4 protein-coding genes are annotated in these 19,852 nt (G+C 44.8%); all 4 read left to right on the forward strand.

Features of this window, described 5'->3' with window-relative positions:
• Positions 1-264 precede the first annotated feature (264 nt).
• The 4 genes from NSQ39_RS07075 (at position 265) to NSQ39_RS07090 (ending at position 19,726) form a co-directional block, all read left to right on the forward strand.
• The gene (locus NSQ39_RS07075) at positions 265-954 is read left to right on the forward strand and encodes a poly-gamma-glutamate hydrolase family protein (RefSeq protein WP_175077645.1); all 690 of its coding nucleotides are present in this window, start codon (positions 265-267) and stop codon (positions 952-954) included.
• Positions 955-1,009: 55 nt separating this feature from the next.
• Complete coding sequence (locus NSQ39_RS07080; RefSeq protein WP_046132402.1) at positions 1,010-1,516, forward strand: DUF3189 family protein; 507 nt, start codon at positions 1,010-1,012, stop codon at positions 1,514-1,516.
• A gap of 388 nt (positions 1,517-1,904) precedes the next feature.
• Complete coding sequence (locus NSQ39_RS07085) at positions 1,905-3,170, forward strand: MFS transporter (RefSeq protein WP_046132401.1); 1,266 nt, start codon at positions 1,905-1,907, stop codon at positions 3,168-3,170.
• A 776-nt stretch (positions 3,171-3,946) separates the two neighbouring features.
• Positions 3,947-19,726, forward strand: coding sequence for an amino acid adenylation domain-containing protein (locus NSQ39_RS07090; protein ID WP_341014423.1), 15,780 nt, complete (start codon positions 3,947-3,949; stop codon positions 19,724-19,726).
• Positions 19,727-19,852: the final 126 nt, after the last annotated feature.

The raw sequence follows: 19,852 nt of genomic DNA on the forward strand, positions 1-19,852 counted from the left end.
ATACTTTTACCTTCCCGTGATCTGAAGGCACTTGGGCAGTGTAAGGCGATCGTTATAAAAACAATATTCAAAGCGAGTTTCCGTGCCTCTGGAAACACGTGAGGGAACCCTGTGAAAAATAAGGTAAAGGTCGCTTTCACGCTATAGTTCTTGTTATATAAAATAGCAGATGAGTGAATAGAAAAAGTAATTTTTTACCAATTAAATAAAGAGGATGATGGGCAGCATATTAACGCGAAGGAACAGGAAGAAGGGAACCAGTTGATGAAAAAACGATGTATCATATCGTTGATCACGGCAGTGTATATTGCAGTCTTATGGCAATGTCCGATCATGGCTTCAGGCGATAAGTACGCGAATTTTGCGGAGTTGGCAGAGAACGAAGTGGAAGGCGAGGATTACAGGATTGAATATACGGACATGGGCACTGATCTTCTGGTCTTATCTCCGCACGGCGGCGGCATCGAAGGGGGAGTCAGCGAACTGGTGCGCGCCTTCGGCGAAGAGTATTCAACGTATTTGTTCGAAGGAATTAAACCCTCGAATAATTGGGATCTGCACATTACAAGCAGTCATTTTGATGAACCGACAGCATTGGAAAAAATCAGTGAGCACAGCTATGTGTTAGCGATTCATGGGTATAGTGATACCGAAAAGCACACGATTGTGGGAGGAACGGACACAGAAGTCGGACAAGCGATCGTCGATGTGCTGTCTGAGCAAGGGTTTTCTGCTGAACTGGTGGATCAAAGCCACCGTCTTTCAGGAACGGACCCGGATAATCTGAATAATCTGTGCAAAACAGGCAAGAGCATTCAATTGGAGATCAGCACCCCTCAACGGGAGGCTTTTTTTTCGCGATTCGGACTGGTGACGAGGGCAAAATCCTACAATAAAGTGTTTACTAAATATGTCGATGCCATAAAAGAGGTGCTGAATGAAAGATATAAATAAGAACGGAATGTTTGTCGCACATTAAAAGAAAGACGTCAGGTTAGAGGTGAAGTTGTTGATCTATATTTATAATTGCTACGGCGGCACCCATTCATCAGCCCTCGCAGCCGCCTATCATCTTAAAAAACTTCCGTTCGGCAGAAAGCCGACCAAAGACGAAATTTTAAATACCGATGCCTTTAATCAATTAAGTCCAAAAGAAATGGGAAAACTCGTTTTTCACGGCCTTGATGAAGAAGGCAGCAAAGTATACACCATCGGCAGGGGGTCATCAAAAGCCGTTATTCCGGCAATGCTCGGAATTCTGAAGATGTTTGAAAAAAACGGGACGCTAAACGAGAAAGTGATCTTTTCAAACACATCCCCTACCGTGCCGGTGACCATGACCTTCGGGGGCTTGTTCTCAAGGAGACTGAAGATCGATTTCATCGGGGTCCCTTTATTGGTGCTCGGTGCACAGCAATCCTATCAAAACGTCATCAAATTGGTAGAGCGCACAAAAAATCACGCCAAAATGACGTCTTCTTTAATTGAAGTGCTTGATAACGGTTTTACCGACTAGTCTATCAGCTTTCGGAATGCCCACATGTCCTGCGTCAGGAGAAACACCTGACGCAGGACAGAATGCATGCCGGAAGCTTTTTAATTTATAGCATTTTGTAAAAAATCAAATCTAAGAGAGGATATTGTTGAATTGAAACGAATCTAAAAACCTAGAATTATTTTCATTTTTTTAAATACTTTGTAAATCGGGGAGGGGATATGCAACAACGCCGCTTTCATTTTGCTTGGGAAAGAAAATGGAAAGCGGGGATGCCGTATGTTTAAAACAGTAGAAGAAAAGCCTCGGTAAGTAGAAATGAAACGGCAAATCGATGCACGAAATTTTTTTTGAAATAACAATCAGTTCCGCCTGTCTGAAAAAATTTACATACTATTAGGGGGCCTCTATGCAAAAAATGTTTTCCATCTTTCAAAATAAAAATTATGCACTGCTGTTTTTGGCATCTTTCACCTCGCAAATGGGAGGAATCATTGGGCTGACTGCACTCCTGTTCTACCTCCTTGACCGTTTTTCGCAGCAGCCGGCATATGCGACAATTACCGAGCTTATGCTGTCTTTGCCGACTTTGGCCGTATTTTTTCTTGTAGGTGTTTTCGCCGATAAGTTTGACCGGCAAAAAATCGCCAAGAGCTGCGACTGGATCTGTGCCGGATTGTCATTTTTATTATTGTTATCCCTCTATGTTGAATGGATGCCGCTTATATTTGCTGTCTTATTTTTCAGAAACGCTGTAAAGAGCTTTTTCAATCCTGCTCAAACTTCCCTTATACAAGGAATACTAACCGAAAATGAATATTCGGTGGCCGTCGGCCTGAATCAGATGGTTGCCAGTTTATTTATGCTGTTCGGCAACGGGCTTGGCGTCTTTTGCTATTGGACGCTTGGAGTAGAAGGCGCTGTTCTCGTTGATACCGCCAGCTTTGTGATTAGCGGGCTGCTCATTCAAGCCTGCCGGATATCCAAGGAAGTACGCATGCCGAACGGAAAGCATTCGATCAGAGACTTAAATGTCAGAGGTGTATGGAAAGATTTTAAGGTCGGCTTCAGCTATATTGTAGGCCATAAATTGCTCTTTGCCCTCGTTTCCGGGTTCAGCCTTTTCGGGGTCGTAAACGGAGGCCTTTCAGTCATGCAGGTGTTTATCTTAAAATATAAGCTTGCCCCGCGAAACTATGAGGAAATGTCGATTTTGCTCGGCATCGTTTTCGGTGCAGGTTTTTTGCTCGGCAGCATAACCGCCGCTATTCTTTCTCAAAAACTGAAGCTTCACCATTTGTTGATGTTGGCGCTGATTGTTTCCGGCAGCGCCACGATTTTTGCCTCCTTGGCCGGAGAGATTTGGCTGTATATGATCGCCTCCGGCTTTATAGCCCTTTCGCTTCCTAGTATCAATGTCGCAATTGGCGGATGGATACCGAGTATCGTTAACCCGAAAATGATGGGGAGAGTACAGGGCTGGATTAACCCGATCATGATGCTTTCACAGTCGCTGACACTTCTTTTCATCGCGTGGCTTTATCCCGCTTTTATCGCGCTTGAAAGCCTTTATTGGCTCGTCGGAGGCAGCCTCATTGCCGTCGCCCTATTTTACATGATCATTCTTCCGAAGTTTATGCAGATTCATCAGGGCGCTGATGCAACCATTGATTGATAGACAGATTGATGTGAAATAGAGCGAATCGTACGCCATATGCCGCCGGGACGGAAGCCAATGGGTACAGATGAGCAGCAACAGGCCATTGTCCGGAGGAAGCGGTTCAAGACATTTCTGAGCAAGTCAGCGGCATGATAAAGGACGATGTGATGCCTGTTTTCAGGAACAGAATGGCAATTCTTTCGGCGTCTGAACAAGCCGGATACCTTTGGAAAACGGCGTGTTGAAGAAAAAAACAGTGAACTCGTGGAACGCGCCGGAAGAGCCGGTAAACGATGAAGGGTTTGATTGAACTGTATTAAAAAGAGATTTCAAAATGGCAGAAAGCTATATTTATAAAAATGAACCGACAAAATGACCATGCATTAGGTGTAGTTAACCTGCAAACCCATGCTCTTTAAAACTTCCGGGTCTAATATATGAAGGGAACTTTTCTTTTTAAACGATTATGCTGAGCATCTCGTCTGCGTCACTAACCATAGCTACTTTTTAAATACGATTCACATCTTAAGGATATATACCTTTCAGCAGATTATGGATTTAGTTCTTTTTAACCATCATTTTTCAATCCCAACTGATAAATATATTTTTCCTATATGTAAAATACCGGATAACCAATTAATAAAAAATTAACCATTATTAAACAATATTCCCATGGAAAATAATGATTTTTTTTGATAATCTGTTTTCACAAGACGGAGGTTCAATAAAAAATCAGCAAAAGGGCAACTACGGACCAATATTAGAAAAAATATCAAAAAGGAGAATAATGTATGGTTGCTAAACAATCATTGAAAAATGGGGTATTCAGCAAAGTTACAGAGAATGAAAAAGAGTTAATCGTACATCATTTTAATAAAACGAAAACCGATTACCCAAAAGACAAGACCCTCCATCAGCTGTTTGAGGAACAGGCGGAGAAAAACCCTGATCACAGGGCCGCCGTGTTCGGCAGCCGAAGCCTGACGTACAAGGAGCTGAATGAAAAAGCGAACCAGACAGCGAGACTGCTCAGGGAAAAAGGCGTTGGCGCAGGCTCTGTTGCGGCGATCCTCGCGGAGCGCTCCATTGAGATGATCATCGGCATCATGGGAATTTTAAAGGCGGGGGCGGCGTATTTGCCGATTGATCCCGAAACGCCGAAAGACCGAATCGCCTATATGCTGAAAGACGCCAAGGCGGGCGTCCTCCTGACAAACAGCGGTGCCGCTTGCGGAATAGACTGTGAGGCAGAAGTGATTCGTTTGGACGGGGATGCGTTCAGCGGCTTTGGCAAAGAGAATCTGGGCCTTGAAAATCGTTCCGGTGACGCCGCCTATATCATATACACTTCAGGGTCAACGGGAATGCCGAAAGGCGTGGTGACTCCGCACTACAGCGCCGTCCGCGTCGTACGGAACACCAATTACATTGACATTCGGCACGACGACGTCATTCTTCAATTGTCGAACTACTCGTTTGACGGATCGGTGTTCGACATTTTCGGCGCTCTATTAAACGGCGCAACACTCGTCTTGATTGAAAAAGAAACGGTATTAAACATCGATAGACTCGGAAGCGTTATCAAAGAAGAAAAAGTCAGCGTGATGTTCATTACGACGGCGCTGTTCAATATGCTTGCAGACATTCATCTCGACTGTCTGGCCAATCTGCGGAAAATATTGTTCGGCGGGGAGCGGGTCTCGATTCCGCACGCCAAAAAAGTGCTCGACCGCGTCGGAAAAGACAGGCTGATTCACGTGTACGGCCCGACGGAAAGCACGGTGTACGCAACATATTATGCCATTAACGAAATTGATGAAGAAGCCGATACGATTCCGATCGGCAGCCCGCTTGCGAATACGACGGCACTGATCATGGACGAACACGGCCGTCTCCTGCCGATCGGCGTTCCGGGCGAGCTTTGCATATCAGGAGACGGGTTAAGCAAAGGGTATTTAAACCGCGAAGAGCTGACAGCGGAAAAGTTTATCCCGCATCCGTTTATCCCGGGTGAGCGTCTGTATAAAACGGGAGACCTGGCGAAATGGCTGCCTGACGGAAACATCGAATTTATCGGCCGGATCGACCATCAGGTGAAAATCCGGGGCTTCCGGATCGAACTCGGCGAAATCGAAAGCCAGCTTCAGAAGCATGACGCCATCAGTGACACGATCGTCACCGTCAGGGAAGACGGGGAGAGCCGCCCGTACATTTGCGCCTATATCACGGCAAAGCGCGAGATCGCGATCGGCGAGCTGAGGGAATGGTTGAGAAGCAAACTGCCGGAATACATGATCCCCGCCTATTTTGTCAAACTGGACAAGCTTCCTCTGACCAAAAACGGAAAAGTGGACAGAAAAGCATTGCCTGAGCCCGACAAAACAGCCGCATCAGAAACGGAGTATGAAGCGCCGAGGAATGAAACGGAAGAAAAGCTGGCGTTCATGTGGCGAGATATATTACATATGGATAAACCGGGAATAAACGATCCTTTTACAGTGATGGGCGGACATTCATTAAATGCAATGGAGCTCATCGCAAAAATAAAAGAGGAACTGCACGTGGAAGTACCGCTGCATCAATTATTTAAGCTGGGTACCATAAAGGAATTGAGCGCTTTTATTGAAGCGAATCAAGAAGAGTCCGGTACTGACAACGGTATAGACAGAACGGCCGATCCGGAAAATATGCATGAAAGCTTTCCTCTCACAGGGATTCAATTGGCATATTTGGTCGGAAGGGATGAAACGTTTGAAATCGGCGGAGTGGCAACCAACCTGACAGTTGAATTTGAAGCTGATGTCGACTTGAACCGTTTTCAAGCGGCATTGCAAAAATTGATTAACAGGCATCCGATTCTACGCACAATCGTATTTGAAAATGGAACACAGAAAATTCTTGAAGGAGAACAATACTATGCGATAGAAACCTTGGATTTACGTCATTTAACAATAGAAGAAACAAAGGAAAGAATTTTGCAGCAGCGAGCGGAAATGACGTCAAAAATAATCGATCCAAGCACATGGCCTTTGTTTGAAATCAAAACGTTTATATTGCCGGAAGGGAAAAAATATTTTTTCCTTAATGCAGATCCGCTCATTTGCGATGATAGCAGCATGAAAATATTAATCAGAGAGTTTAAACAATTTTATGAAAACCCAAGCCTTCAGATCCCTTCTTTAGAATACACCTTCAGAGATTATGTGTTGGCAACGATTGAGTTTAAACAGACGAGCAGATATAAAAAGGACGAAAAATATTGGATGGATAAACTTGAGCATTTTCCTAGCGCGCCTGAACTGCCTTTAAAATATGATCCTGCTAATGTGACGAAGCCTACATTCAAGAAATTTTCAACGTTTTTAAATGAGCATACATGGAATCAATTAAAGAAGAAAGCAAGAAATAAAAATCTTACGCCGACATCGGTCCTTTGTGCAGCTTACGCTTATATACTGGCATACTGGAGCCATCAGAACCATTTTGCCATTAACTTAACCGTATTTAACAGAATCCCGTTTCATCCTGACGTGAAAAAAATGATCGGGGATTTTACGACCTTAATGCTGCTGGACATTAATGCAGAAGGGGCCATGAAGTCTTTTTGGAACTTTGCTTTAAAAGTTCAGGATACGCTCCTGGAAGCTCTCGAACACAGACATTATGACGGCGTTGATGTGATCAGACACATCGCCAGAAAAAATGCCATGAATAAAAAGGCTGTCATGCCGATCGTGTTCACAAGCGTACTGAGCGAAAACCCTGAAGACTCCTTTGATCAATTGGTGGATTTTGATAAAGTACATTTCTTTAGCACAAGAACATCTCAAGTATATATTGACAACCAGGTGTATGAAATCAACGGCGGTTTGTACATCACCTGGGACTATGTTGAGCAGATTTTTGAACATGACGTGATTGAATCGATGTTTAACCAGTATATAGACGTCATCGATCAAGTCGTATCCGATGGGGAAGTATCAAATATCCAAATCGATGAAAAGAGCCTCCGCTTGATACGGGAATACAATGATACAGATCAACTTTTCAATGCGCGAACGCTGCACGAGCTGTTTACCGATCAGGTTAAACAAGGGCCTGGCCGCGTTGCGTTGAAGCATCATGATGAGTTGATGACATATCAGGAATTAGACGAAAAATCAAATCAAGTCGCCAGGTACCTGCTGGAAAAAGGCGTAGGCAAAGGCGATTATATAGGGGTTATCGGCAAAAGAAGCATAGGCACGATCGTCAATCTGTTTGCCGTATTAAAGGCAGGTGCGGCATACATTCCGCTTGATCCGGATTATCCGGAAGAAAGAAAAGAGTATATTAAATTAAAAAGCAAATGCAAATTCTTTATCAATCCTGACATGCATCAACACGAAGATGTTCAATCATACTCTAAGGAATCAGTCGAAGTGAAAGTCGATCTGGAAGATGTGGCATATGTCATATTTACCTCCGGGAGCACAGGCAAGCCAAAAGGCGTTCAGATCACTCATGGAGCCGCAGCGAATACCATTATCGATATCAATGAAAAATTCGGCGTCACAGAAAAAGATAAAATCATGGGCATTTCCTCATTATGTTTCGATTTGTCTGTTTACGATGTTTTTGGCGCATTATCCAGCGGAGCTGCTCTTGTCATCATTGACGATCAGAGGGATGTCTTCCGCTTGAAAGAGACTGTGGAACAAGAGGAGATCACGATTTGGAACTCGGTTCCGGCGATTATGGGAATGACGGCTGATCTATATCGTGAAGATGAACGCAACCATCATCTAAGACTCGTGCTGCTCAGCGGAGACTGGATCCCGCTTCAGCTTCCCGGGAAAATAAAGAAAATTTATAAAAATACAGAAGTCATTAGTTTAGGAGGGGCAACAGAAGGATCCATCTGGTCCATATACTATCCCATTCATGAAATCAAAGAAGACTGGAAAAGCATCCCTTATGGAAAGCCTTTAGCCAATCAAAAAATATACGTATTAAATCAGCATAAACAGCTATGCCCTGTCGGTGTACAAGGAGAGCTGTACATAGGCGGAGCCGGGGTGGCAGAGGGATATATTAATGATAAAGAAAAAACGGACAAATCATTTCTATGGCATCAGGAATTGGGCTACATCTATAAAACGGGCGACCACGGCGTATTAAAAGAAGACGGCTATGTAGAATTCCTCGGAAGAAAAGACAGCCAGGTAAAGATCAGAGGATACAGGGTGGAACTGGGGGAAATTGAAAATACACTTCTGAAGCATGAAGATATCAGCAAAACCACCGTTATCGACTATACAAACCGGGACGGCGTGAAAAACTTATATGCTTTCGTCGTAGCAAAAAAAGAGGTCAGCCAAAAAGGACTAAAGGCATTTTTGCAAAAAACGCTGCCTGACTATATGATACCGGCGAAGTTCGTAAAAATAGACGAAATTCCGTTAACCGTAAACGGAAAAATCGATAAACGGATTTTGCAAGAATTGGCAGAGCAGCAAACGATAGATGAAGGCGCAGCAGACGGATTGATGCAGCCGGAAAATGAAACACAGGCCATGCTCCTTAAGATATGGAAAGATATATTCGGCTTGAACCGCATCAATCTAGACGTCAGCTATTATGAGCTGGGCGGGGATTCGCTGAAGGCCATATCCATCATTGCGGAAATCAATAAACGAATGAATGTTGAGATGCCGATAGGCGAAATCTTTAAAAATGACACGATCATCGCATTGGATCAATATTTGAAAACGAGGGAAGACAATCATGTTGAAAACCCTATCAAGAAGGCTTTAGAAAAACAATATTATGCGGCATCTCCTACACAAAAAAGGATGTACATGCTTTCCATGATGGAGAATGAAAGGGGAGCCTACCATATTCCGATGGCGCTTCTCGTCGAAGGACGGATCAACCCGGTTCAGCTTGAACAAGCATTCCACACATTTTTGCAAAGACATGAGATTTTGCGGACCGGATTTGAAATCCAAAACAATGAACTGATTCAGAAAGTTTATCATCATGTCGAATTTAAGATGGAATGCGAACGCGTGGGCACTGCCATTTCCGATGCAAATGCTTTAATGAAAGTAACAAGCGCTTACTGCAAAGAATCGACAAAGCCGTTTGATCTTAGCAGGCCGCCTCTGATGAGGGCGAAGCTGATTACAATCGACGATGACAAGCATATACTGGTCATTAATTTTCACCACATTGTTGCTGACGGCGCATCCCAAGGCATACTAATGAACGAAATATTGGAGCTTTACGCCGGCGAGCCGCTGCCGGAACCAGGCGTCCAATATAAAGATTATGCAGAATGGCATCATACATTTCATCAATCAGCCGCGATGAAAAAACAAGAGGAATACTGGCTTGATGTTTATCGCGACTTACCGCCGAAGCTGGATTTTCCGTATGATTTTAAACGGCGGAATATCGACGCTTTTGAAGGAAGCAACGTATATTTGCATATCGATCAAAAGCTGTCTGAACAGATAAGGGAATTGGCAAAACACAAGGGAACTACCCTCTATATGGTGATGTTAAGCGCATATTATGTGCTTCTAAATAAATATACAAGTCAGACGGACATTGTGGTAGGAACGGCTGCCGCTGGCAGATTGCACCAAGATCTTCAAGACGTCTTCGGCGTTTTTGTCAATACGCTCGCTTTGCGCAACAAGATCGACACGTCAAAACGCTTTACGGAATTTTTGAATCAGACGAAGGAACATACGATTACGGCCTTTGAACATTCTGAGTATCAGTTCGACGATTTAATCCGCAAGCTCGAAGTCAAAAGGGAATCTAACCGAAATCCTTTATTTGACACGATGTTTGTGCTGGAAGATGCCAGGATGTTTACGAAACAAAAAGGCGGTGTAAAACTCAGTCCGATCATTTTTGAATTAGACAATGCAAAATTTGATATGACGTTTAACATTTTGGATTTTGAACAAGAGATCATTTTGAATATTGAATATTCCACGAACTTATTCAAGGAAGAAACGATCTCAAGGATAGCTGAAAATTACATCGGGATTTTAAAAGAAATTACGGCAAATCCTGATGTAGCGCTGAACCAAATAGAGATGATCTCACGTCAAGAAAAGCAATGTCTCCTACAGGAGTTTAACAATACACAGGCCGATTATCCAAAAGGGGAAACCATCCACCGGCTCTTTGAAGAGCAGGTGAAACGGACGCCTGATCAGACCGCAGTGGTTTTTGAAAATCACCGGCTGACATACCGCCAGCTAAATGAAAAAGCAAATCGATTGGCGCGTCTGTTAAGGGAAAAAGGAGTGCAGCCTGATTCGCTCGTCGGGATCATGATGGAGCGTTCGGCCGAAATGATCGTTGCGATTATGGGAATCTTGAAGTCCGGCGGGGCCTATTTGCCGATTGATCCCGAATATCCGATTGACCGGATCAAATACATGATTGATGACAGCAAGGTCAACGTGATTCTTACTGATGATCCGTCTGGCAAAGAGCTTGAGACAGAAACGATCGAGTTCATTGACATTCAGGATCAAATGATTGATGAGCAGGACCCGGCTGACATTGCCAATGTAAACAAAAGCGGGGATCTGGCTTATGTGATCTACACTTCAGGATCAACCGGGAAGCCAAAAGGAGTCATGATCGAACATCGTTCCGTCATGAATCTCTGCAGCTGGCATCAAACATGCTATAACATCGCTCAAAACGATAAAAGCTCGATTTATGCAAGCATCAGCTTCGATGCCTTTGTGTGGGAGCTCTTCCCTTATATCACGGCGGGAGCATCGGTCCACGTCTTGAATCAGGAAACAAGATTGGATGTTCAACAATTAAATGAATATTTTAATGAACACGATATTTCGATTTGCTTTTTGCCAACTCAAGTCTGCGAACAATTTACGGCGCTTGATAATCATTCGTTAAGAACGCTGTTGACGGGCGGAGACAAATTAAACGTTTTTAAAGAAAAGAACTATCAAATCGTAAACAATTATGGACCGACAGAAAATACCGTCGTCTCTACAAGCTTTACAATAGACAAGCCGTATCAAAATATTCCGATTGGCAAACCGATCAGTAATGTCAAAGCGTATATCCTGAATCAGGACAATCAGCTTTCCCCGCTTGGATCTGCCGGCGAGCTTTGCTTGGCCGGAGAAGGATTGGCACGCGGATACTTGCACAGACCGGAACTGACCGCGGAAAAATTCGTACCGAATCCGTTTGCCCCTGAAGAAAGAATGTACCGCACAGGGGATCTTGCCAAAATATTGCCTGATGGAAACATCCAGTTTTTAGGGCGGGTTGACCAGCAGATAAAAATACGCGGCTACCGGATTGAACCCGGCGAGATCGAAAACCGGCTGCTCAAGTATGAAGATATTGATGAAGCAGCTGTCATTGCTAGGGAGGACGGAGGTCATGACAGTTACCTTTGCGCATATGTAGTAACAGCCAAAAATGAAATCACATCGGAAGAAATGAGGCGCTTTTTAAAGAAAGACCTTCCGGATTATATGATTCCTGCGCACTTTATCAAGCTTGAACAGCTTCCGCTTACCGTAAATGGAAAATTGGATAAGAACAGACTTCCTGCTCCTGAACGAAGGGGCGGATTGGATGAAGGCTACGAAGCGCCAAGGGATAAAACCGAAGAAAAACTCGCCTCGATTTGGGGAGAAGCTTTAGGAATCGAACATATCGGGATCAGCCGGAATTTCTTCGAAGCCGGCGGACATTCCCTCAAGGCAGCCGCATTATTGGCAAACATTCATCAAGAACTGAAGGTGAAGGTGCCGTTAAGACAAATGTTCGAAACCCCGACGATTAAAGGGCTTAGAGAATATATCGATTCGGCAAAAGAAAGTGCTTATCCATCGATCGCGAAAGCGGAAGACAAAGCTTACTACCGTCTCTCTTCGGCGCAAAAAAGGCTGTATATCCTCAATCAAATCGAAGGCAGCAGCGTCGCCTACAACATGCCTTTTGCCATGACAATTGAAGGCGATTTTGATGTCCGTCGATTCGAGAGTGCTTTGCAAAAAATAGTGAAAAGACACGAAGCGTTTAGAACTTCCTTTGTCATGGCCGACGGCGAACCTGTGCAAAAAATCGAAAAAGAGATCGATTTCCATACGGCATACAGCGTTAACGTTACAGAAAGCGTCAAAGAAAAAATAAGCCGTTTTATCAGGCCGTTTCGTTTGGACGAAGCGCCGCTTTTCAGGGCAGAAGTCATCAAAATGAATGAAAATCGGCATCTGATGATGTTCGATATGCACCATATCATTTCAGACGGCGTGTCAATGGATATCTTTATGAAAGAACTGTCTGCATTGTATGAAGGAAAAGACCTGCCGCCATTAAATATCCAGTATAAAGACTACTCTGAATGGGAAAAAGAATTCGTTCAGCACCATGAACTGAAAAAACAGGAAGTGTACTGGCTGAATATATTTAAAGGCGACATACCGGTACTTCAAATGCCGACAGATTATGAAAGGCCGCTGACCCAAAGTACTGAAGGAGACACCGTAACGCTGACAATCGAAAAAGAAACGTTCGGCAAGCTTCAGCACATGGCAAAAGAAAACGGGGTTACGATGTACATGATTCTTTTGGCGGGGTATACAACGCTGCTTTCAAAATATACCGGTCAAGAAGACGTCATCGTCGGTACGCCGATTGCCGGACGAAAACACGGGGATCTTAACCATCTTATCGGAATGTTCGTGAATACCCTGGCGATAAGAAATCATCCTGAAGGCAAAAAGACTTTCAGAGAATACTTAAACGAAGTAAAAGAAAACACGCTCTCGGCTTATGAAAACCAGGATTATCAATTTGAAGAGCTGGTTGAAAAGGTAAATATCGAAAGGGATATGTCGCGAAATCCGCTGTTTGATACGATGCTTGTGTATCATACGGCAGGAATGAAGCCGTTCGCGGCAGACGGGCTAAGAAGCGAGATGCTTGAGATCGAGCGCGGCATTTCTAAGTTCGATATAACGGTAAACGCAAGCGAATCAAGAGACGGATTAACATTGGAAGTCGAATATTGCACGGCTTTGTTCAAAAAAGAAAGAATAGAAAGATTGGCAAAACACCTTATCCATTTACTGAAGGCGGCGGCAGAAAACCCGGATATTGAATTAAATAAAATGGATGTAATGGGAGAGGCTGAAAAACACAAAATTCTCTATGAATTTAACCGTACAGACGGGGAGTTCTGCAAAGAGAAAACGATACCGGAACTGTTTGAAGAGCAGGCGGAAAGGACTCCTGATCATCCGGCGGCAGTCTTTGGGGACGACAAGATTACTTTCAGGGAACTAAAGGAAAGAGCTGATCATCTCGCCTCCATTTTGCGTGAAAAGGGAGTAGGCCCGGACGTTGTGACGGGTATTATCACAGAACGGTCAATCGAAATGGTGATCGGCATCATGGGCATTTTGAAAGCAGGAGGAGCCTATCTGCCAATCGATCCGGAGTACCCGGAGGAAAGAAAGAGCTATATGTTGCAAGACAGCCGCGTCAAGACGGTGTGCGTGGCCGGCAATGCTCATCCGGGTGAAGATTTTAATGGAGACATCATCAGGCTTGATCAATTGAATCAAAAAGAATCTGTACCGGGCTTGAAGCACCTTGCCAAGCCGCAACACGGAGCATATGTCATTTATACATCCGGCTCTACAGGACAGCCGAAAGGCGTCATGATCGAGCATCACAGCGTCAATAATTTGGTGCAGGGGCTGAATGAAAGGATTTACCGCCGTCATCATTCACGCCTAAATATAGCGTTGGTCGCGCCATATATATTTGATGCCTCCGTCAAACAAATTTTTGCATCGCTCCTGCTTGGGCATACTCTCTACATCGTACCGAGAGAAACGGGCTTTGACGCCGTGAGGTTAATCGAATTTTACGAGAAAAACAGAATCCATGTATCTGATATGACACCCGCCCATGTAAACATGTTGTCGCATGCGGACAAGATGGAACGGGATTTGGACATTCTCGAATTGATCGTAGGCGGAGATTCGCTAACACCGGAGCTGATCAATGGTTTATATGAAACGATTCCTAATCTGAAATGCAATATTACAAACGTATACGGACCGACAGAATGTTGCGTTGATGCCGCTTCATACCGAATTGAATTCGGAAAAACGGCGCCGAAACCGGTCCCGATCGGCACACCGCTTTTAAATACGAAAATATATATTCTCGATAAGAATCACAACCCTCAGCCGATCGGAATCGCCGGAGAATTGTGCATCTCCGGAGAAGGCGTAGCCAGAGGATACGTAAACAAACCAGAACTGACGGCGGAAAAATTTGTCGATCATCCGTTTGAGCCGGGCAAAAAAATGTATAAAACCGGAGATTTGGCAATATGGCATCAGGACGGCAATATTGAGTTTTTAGGAAGGGCCGACCATCAGGTGAAAATTCGCGGCTACAGAATAGAGCTCGGTGAAGTGGAAAGCCGTTTGCTAAGACACAAGGCAGTAAAAGAAGCAGCGGTGATTGCCAGAAAAGATCACAATCAAAACAGCTACTTATGCGCCTATTTTGCATCTCAAAAAGGATTGACCATTGCGGCGATGCGTCAATTCCTTGAAAAGGAGGTTCCTGATTATATGATCCCGTCATATTTTGTCAAGCTTGATCATCTTCCTCGGACATCAAGCGGCAAAATAGACAGAAAGGCGCTCCCGGAACATGACGGCAATGCAAGCACAGGAACGGAGTATGAGCCGCCCCGAAATGAAACCGAACACAAGCTGGTGCAAATTTGGAGGGAGGTTCTCGGTGCAGGCGATATCGGGATCAACCACCATTTCTTCGCCTCAGGCGGCGATTCAATAAAGGCGCTGCAGATCGTTTCAAAGCTCTCAAGGCTGAACTTGAAGCTTGAGATCAAGGATTTGTTTGCAAATCCTAAAATAAAAGACCTGAGCCAATCGATAACGAAAATTGCGAGAGAGCATAAACATAACGAAAACGTTACAGGCAAAACGGAATTGCTTCCAATCCAAAAACGGTATTTTGCAAAAAACAAAGAGGAAGCCGATCACTTCAACCAGTCATTTATGATCTTTAGAAAGGGCGGCTTTGATGTAAAAAGCGTAAGAGAAGCCTTTCATAAAATAATGGAGCATCACGATGCCCTAAGGATGATCTATGAAGAACATGGCGGGGAGATCATTCAATATAACAGAGACTATCGGGAAAATCTTTTCGGTTTATACGTTCACAATCTGAAAGGTACAGAGAATACAGCGGAAAGGGTTCATGAACTGGCGACCGGTATTCAAAAGCAATCCTCCATCAAGGACGGGAAGCTGGTGAACCTCGGCATTTTCCAAACAGAAGAAGGCGATCACCTTTTGATTGTCATCCACCACCTTGTCGTTGACGGGGTATCGTGGAGAATCATACTCGAGGATTTCGAAACATTGTACGCGCAAGCAATAAAAGGTGAACCGCTCGACATCGGATACAAAACGGATTCCTATCAAGCGTTTGCTGCACAATTGAAGCGTTATGCCGCAAGCCGCAGGCTGTCAAAGGAACGGGAGTATTGGCAGAAGGCAGCAAAAGCCGAGGCTCCATGTATTCCCGGAAATCAAAAAACGGAAAAAAATACGTATGAAAACAGCACGACATTAAGCATCACACTCGACAAAGAGACGACTTCGGCTCTTCTAAGAAAAACAAACAGAGCCTACAACACGGAAATCAACGACATTTTATTGACGGCATTAATAGCCGGAGTCAGAGAAACGACCGGCGAAAATAAACTGAAAGTCATGATGGAAGGCCACGGCAGAGAAAGCGTCCTGGACGGCGTTGACATCAGCCGGACGGTCGGCTGGTTTACGACGGTTTATCCGGTTTTCATCGATTTGGGAGAAGAGACGGACATCTCCCAAAATATCAAAATGGTCAAAGAAACTTTGAGGAAAATACCGAATAAAGGAATAGGCTACGGGGTATTACGATATCTTTCCGATGAACCAAACGCCTTATATGAAGCCGAGGCGCCGATTTCTTTTAATTACTTTGGCGAAATGAGCAAGGATATTAATAGAAGGGAATTTACTGAATCGCCGTTTTCCGCCGGTGAAAGCGTCGGAGGGAAAATCCTGCGGCACTCAGCCATTGAAATGAATTCGATCGTTTTAAACGGCGAATTGACGATCTATACGACATTCAATCAAGCACAATATCAACAAAGCACAATCCATCATTTCAATCAAACATATAGGAAACATTTAGAGAAGATCGTTGAACATTGCGCCGGAAAAGACAGTATAGAGCTGACGCCTTCCGATTACGGTGATGCCTCTTTGAGCCTTGAAGAACTGAAGGCGATTGAGGACAAGTACGGGTCTTTCAAAATTGAAAAGATCTATCCGCTGGCCAATATGCAAAAGGGAATGCTGTTCCACGCCTTGGAAGATCAGACATCAAGCGCCTATTTCCAGCAAATTGTCATCGGATTAAAAGGCAATGTAAATGAAGACATGTTAGAAGAAAGCTTTCATGAGCTTGTCAAGAGACATGAGATATTAAGAGCATCGTTTGAATACGACATCGCAGAAGAGCCGAGACAGGTTATTGTGTCAGACCGGAAAATAGATTTTGAGTACAGGGATCTTCAAGAAACAGAAGATGCTCAAAAGCAATTGCTATTAGAAAAATATGTGAAAGAAGACAAAGAAAAAGGGTTTGACCTTAGCGGCGGCTCTCTTATGAGAGTGTGCCTAATCAGAACAGATGAGGATTCATATCAACTCATTTGGAGCCATCATCACATATTGCTGGACGGCTGGTGTCTGGGGATTCTGTTAAGCGAGCTGTTCAAAATATACGGAAAAAGGCTGAAAGGCGAAGCCCCTCGGTTAGAAACGCCGAAACCGTACAGCGACTATATCAAATGGCTGGAACAACAGGACAAAGACGAAGCCGCGGAATATTGGAAGGAATATTTAGAGGGATATGAGGCCCGAACCGAACTGCCAAAATTAAGCCGCAAACATTCGGGAGAATATGGCGAGAAAGAAAGAGTCATTGCGTTGTCGAAAGAGCTTACAAAAAAACTGGCCAGAATCGCAAATCAAAACAACGTCACCATAAACACCGTTCTTCAGGGCATTTGGGGCGCTGTCTTAGCTAAATATAACAACGCGGACGAAGTCGTATTCGGAACCGTCGTATCGGGGCGGGAGGCTCAGGTAGACGGTATTGAAGAAATGGTCGGGCTGTTTATTAATACAATACCGACGCGGATCAGATTTGGAGGCGGCAAAACCTTCAAAGAAGTATTAAGGGCCACACAAGCCGAGTCTATTGAAAGCAATCGATTCAATTATATGAACTTGTCAGAGCTTCAGGAACTGAGCGAATTAAAAAGAGAATTGATCAGCCATGTCATGGTCTTCCAAAATTACGCCTTTGATCAGCATATGTTCAGCGGCATCGATGAAATTGGTTTTGAAATAGAGGGCGTTTATGGCAAAGAACGAACAAACTACGATTTTAATATTGTAGGGGTTCTAGCAGAAGAAAAGCTGGCGCTGAAAATGGCGTATGATGGAAATGTCTATGATGAAATCATGATCGACAACATCGAAAAGCATATTATAGCGGTCGCCGAACAAGTCGCTGAACATGATGAGAAAACAATAAGCGAAATCGAGCTTGTGTCAGAAGAAGAAAAACACATGCTCCTCGACCAATTCAACGACACGAAGACCGATTATCCAAAAGACAAGACCCTCCATCAGCTGTTTGAGGAACAGGCGGAGAAAATGCCTGATCACAGAGCTGTCGTGTTCGGCAGCCGAAACATGACATACAAGGAGCTGAATGAAAAAGCGAACCAGGCAGCGGGACTGCTCAGGGAAAAAGGCGTTGGCGCAGGCTCTGTTGCGGCGATCATCGCGGAGCGCTCCTTTGAGATGATCATCGGCATCATGGGAATTTTAAAGGCGGGGGCGGCGTATTTGCCGATTGATCCCGAAACGCCGAAAGACAGAATCGCCTATATGCTGAAAGACGCCAAGGCGGGCGTCCTCCTGACAAACAGCGGTGCCGCTTGCGGAATAGACTGTGAGGCTGAAGTGATTCGTCTGGACGGGGATGCGTTCAGCGGCTTCGGCAAAGAGAACCTGGGCCTTGAAAATCGTTCCGATGACGCCGCCTATATCATATACACTTCAGGGTCAACGGGAATGCCGAAAGGCGTGGTGACTCCGCACTACAGCGCCGTCCGCGTCGTACGGAACACCAATTACATTGACATTCGGCACGACGACGTCATTCTCCAATTGTCGAACTACTCGTTTGACGGATCGGTGTTCGACATTTTCGGCGCTCTATTAAACGGCGCATCGCTCGTCTTGATTGAGAAAGAAACGGTATTGAACATCCATGAGCTGGCAGAAGTGATCGACAAAGAGAAGGTCAGCGTGATGTTCATTACGACGGCGCTGTTCAATACACTCGCCGATATCAATCTCGACTGTCTGGCCAATCTGCGGAAAATATTGTTCGGCGGGGAGCGGGTCTCGATTCCGCACGCCAAAAAAGTGCTCGACCGCGTCGGAAAAGACAGGCTGATCCACGTGTACGGCCCGACGGAAAGCACGGTGTACGCAACTTATTATTTCATTAACGAGATTGATGAAGAAGCCGATACGATTCCGATCGGCAGCCCGCTTGCGAATACGTCGGCACTCATCATGGACGAGCACGGCCGTCTCCTGCCGATCGGCGTTCCGGGCGAGCTTTGCATATCAGGAGACGGGTTGAGCAAAGGGTATTTAAACCGCGAAGAGCTGACAGCGGAAAAATTCATCCCGCATCCGTTTATCCCGGGTGAGCGGCTGTATAAAACGGGAGACTTGGCGAAATGGCTGCCTGACGGAAACATCGAATTTATCGGCCGGATCGACCATCAGGTGAAAATCCGCGGCTTCCGGATCGAACTCGGCGAAATCGAAAGCCAGCTTCAGAAGCATGACGCCATCAGTGAAACGATCGTTACCGTCAGGGAAGACGGGGAGAGCCGCCCGTACATTTGCGCCTATATCACGGTAAAGCGGGATGTCGCGATCGACGAGCTGAGAGAATGTTTAAGAAACAAACTGCCGGACTACATGATTCCCGCCTATTTTGTCAAACTGGACAAGCTGCCTCTGACCAAAAACGGAAAAGTGGACAGAAAAGCATTGCCGGAGCCTGACAAAACGGCCGCAGCAGAAACGGAGTATGAAGCACCGAGAAACTTTGTGGAGGAGCAAATCCTATCTATATTACAAGACGTTCTGGGAACAGAACGGATGGGCATTTCTTGCCAGTTCTTCGAAAGAGGCGGCAATTCGCTAAAAGCGATGCATGCGGTCAATTCAATTAATAAAGCTTTCGGCATCAATATGAGCGTCGGTGCATTTTTTAAAAATCCGACTGCCAAAAACTTAGCATATTACGTATTACAAGCCGACGCGGTTAGCGAAGCATATGCGATTGAGTTCTCAGAAGAGGAAATATAGGCCTTAAGAGGCGGATTGCTGAGCAAACTTGCTTATGGAGTCATTATATTCAGACTGACCATAAGGACCTTTTTTCGAGATTCACCCGCACTGTACAATCTATCCTCAGCCGATAGATTGTACAGC

Origin of the sequence: Bacillus sp. FSL W8-0848, from assembly GCF_038007805.1 — a bacterium.
In the GTDB taxonomy this organism is placed as follows: Bacteria; Bacillota; Bacilli; order Bacillales; family Bacillaceae; genus Bacillus; species Bacillus glycinifermentans.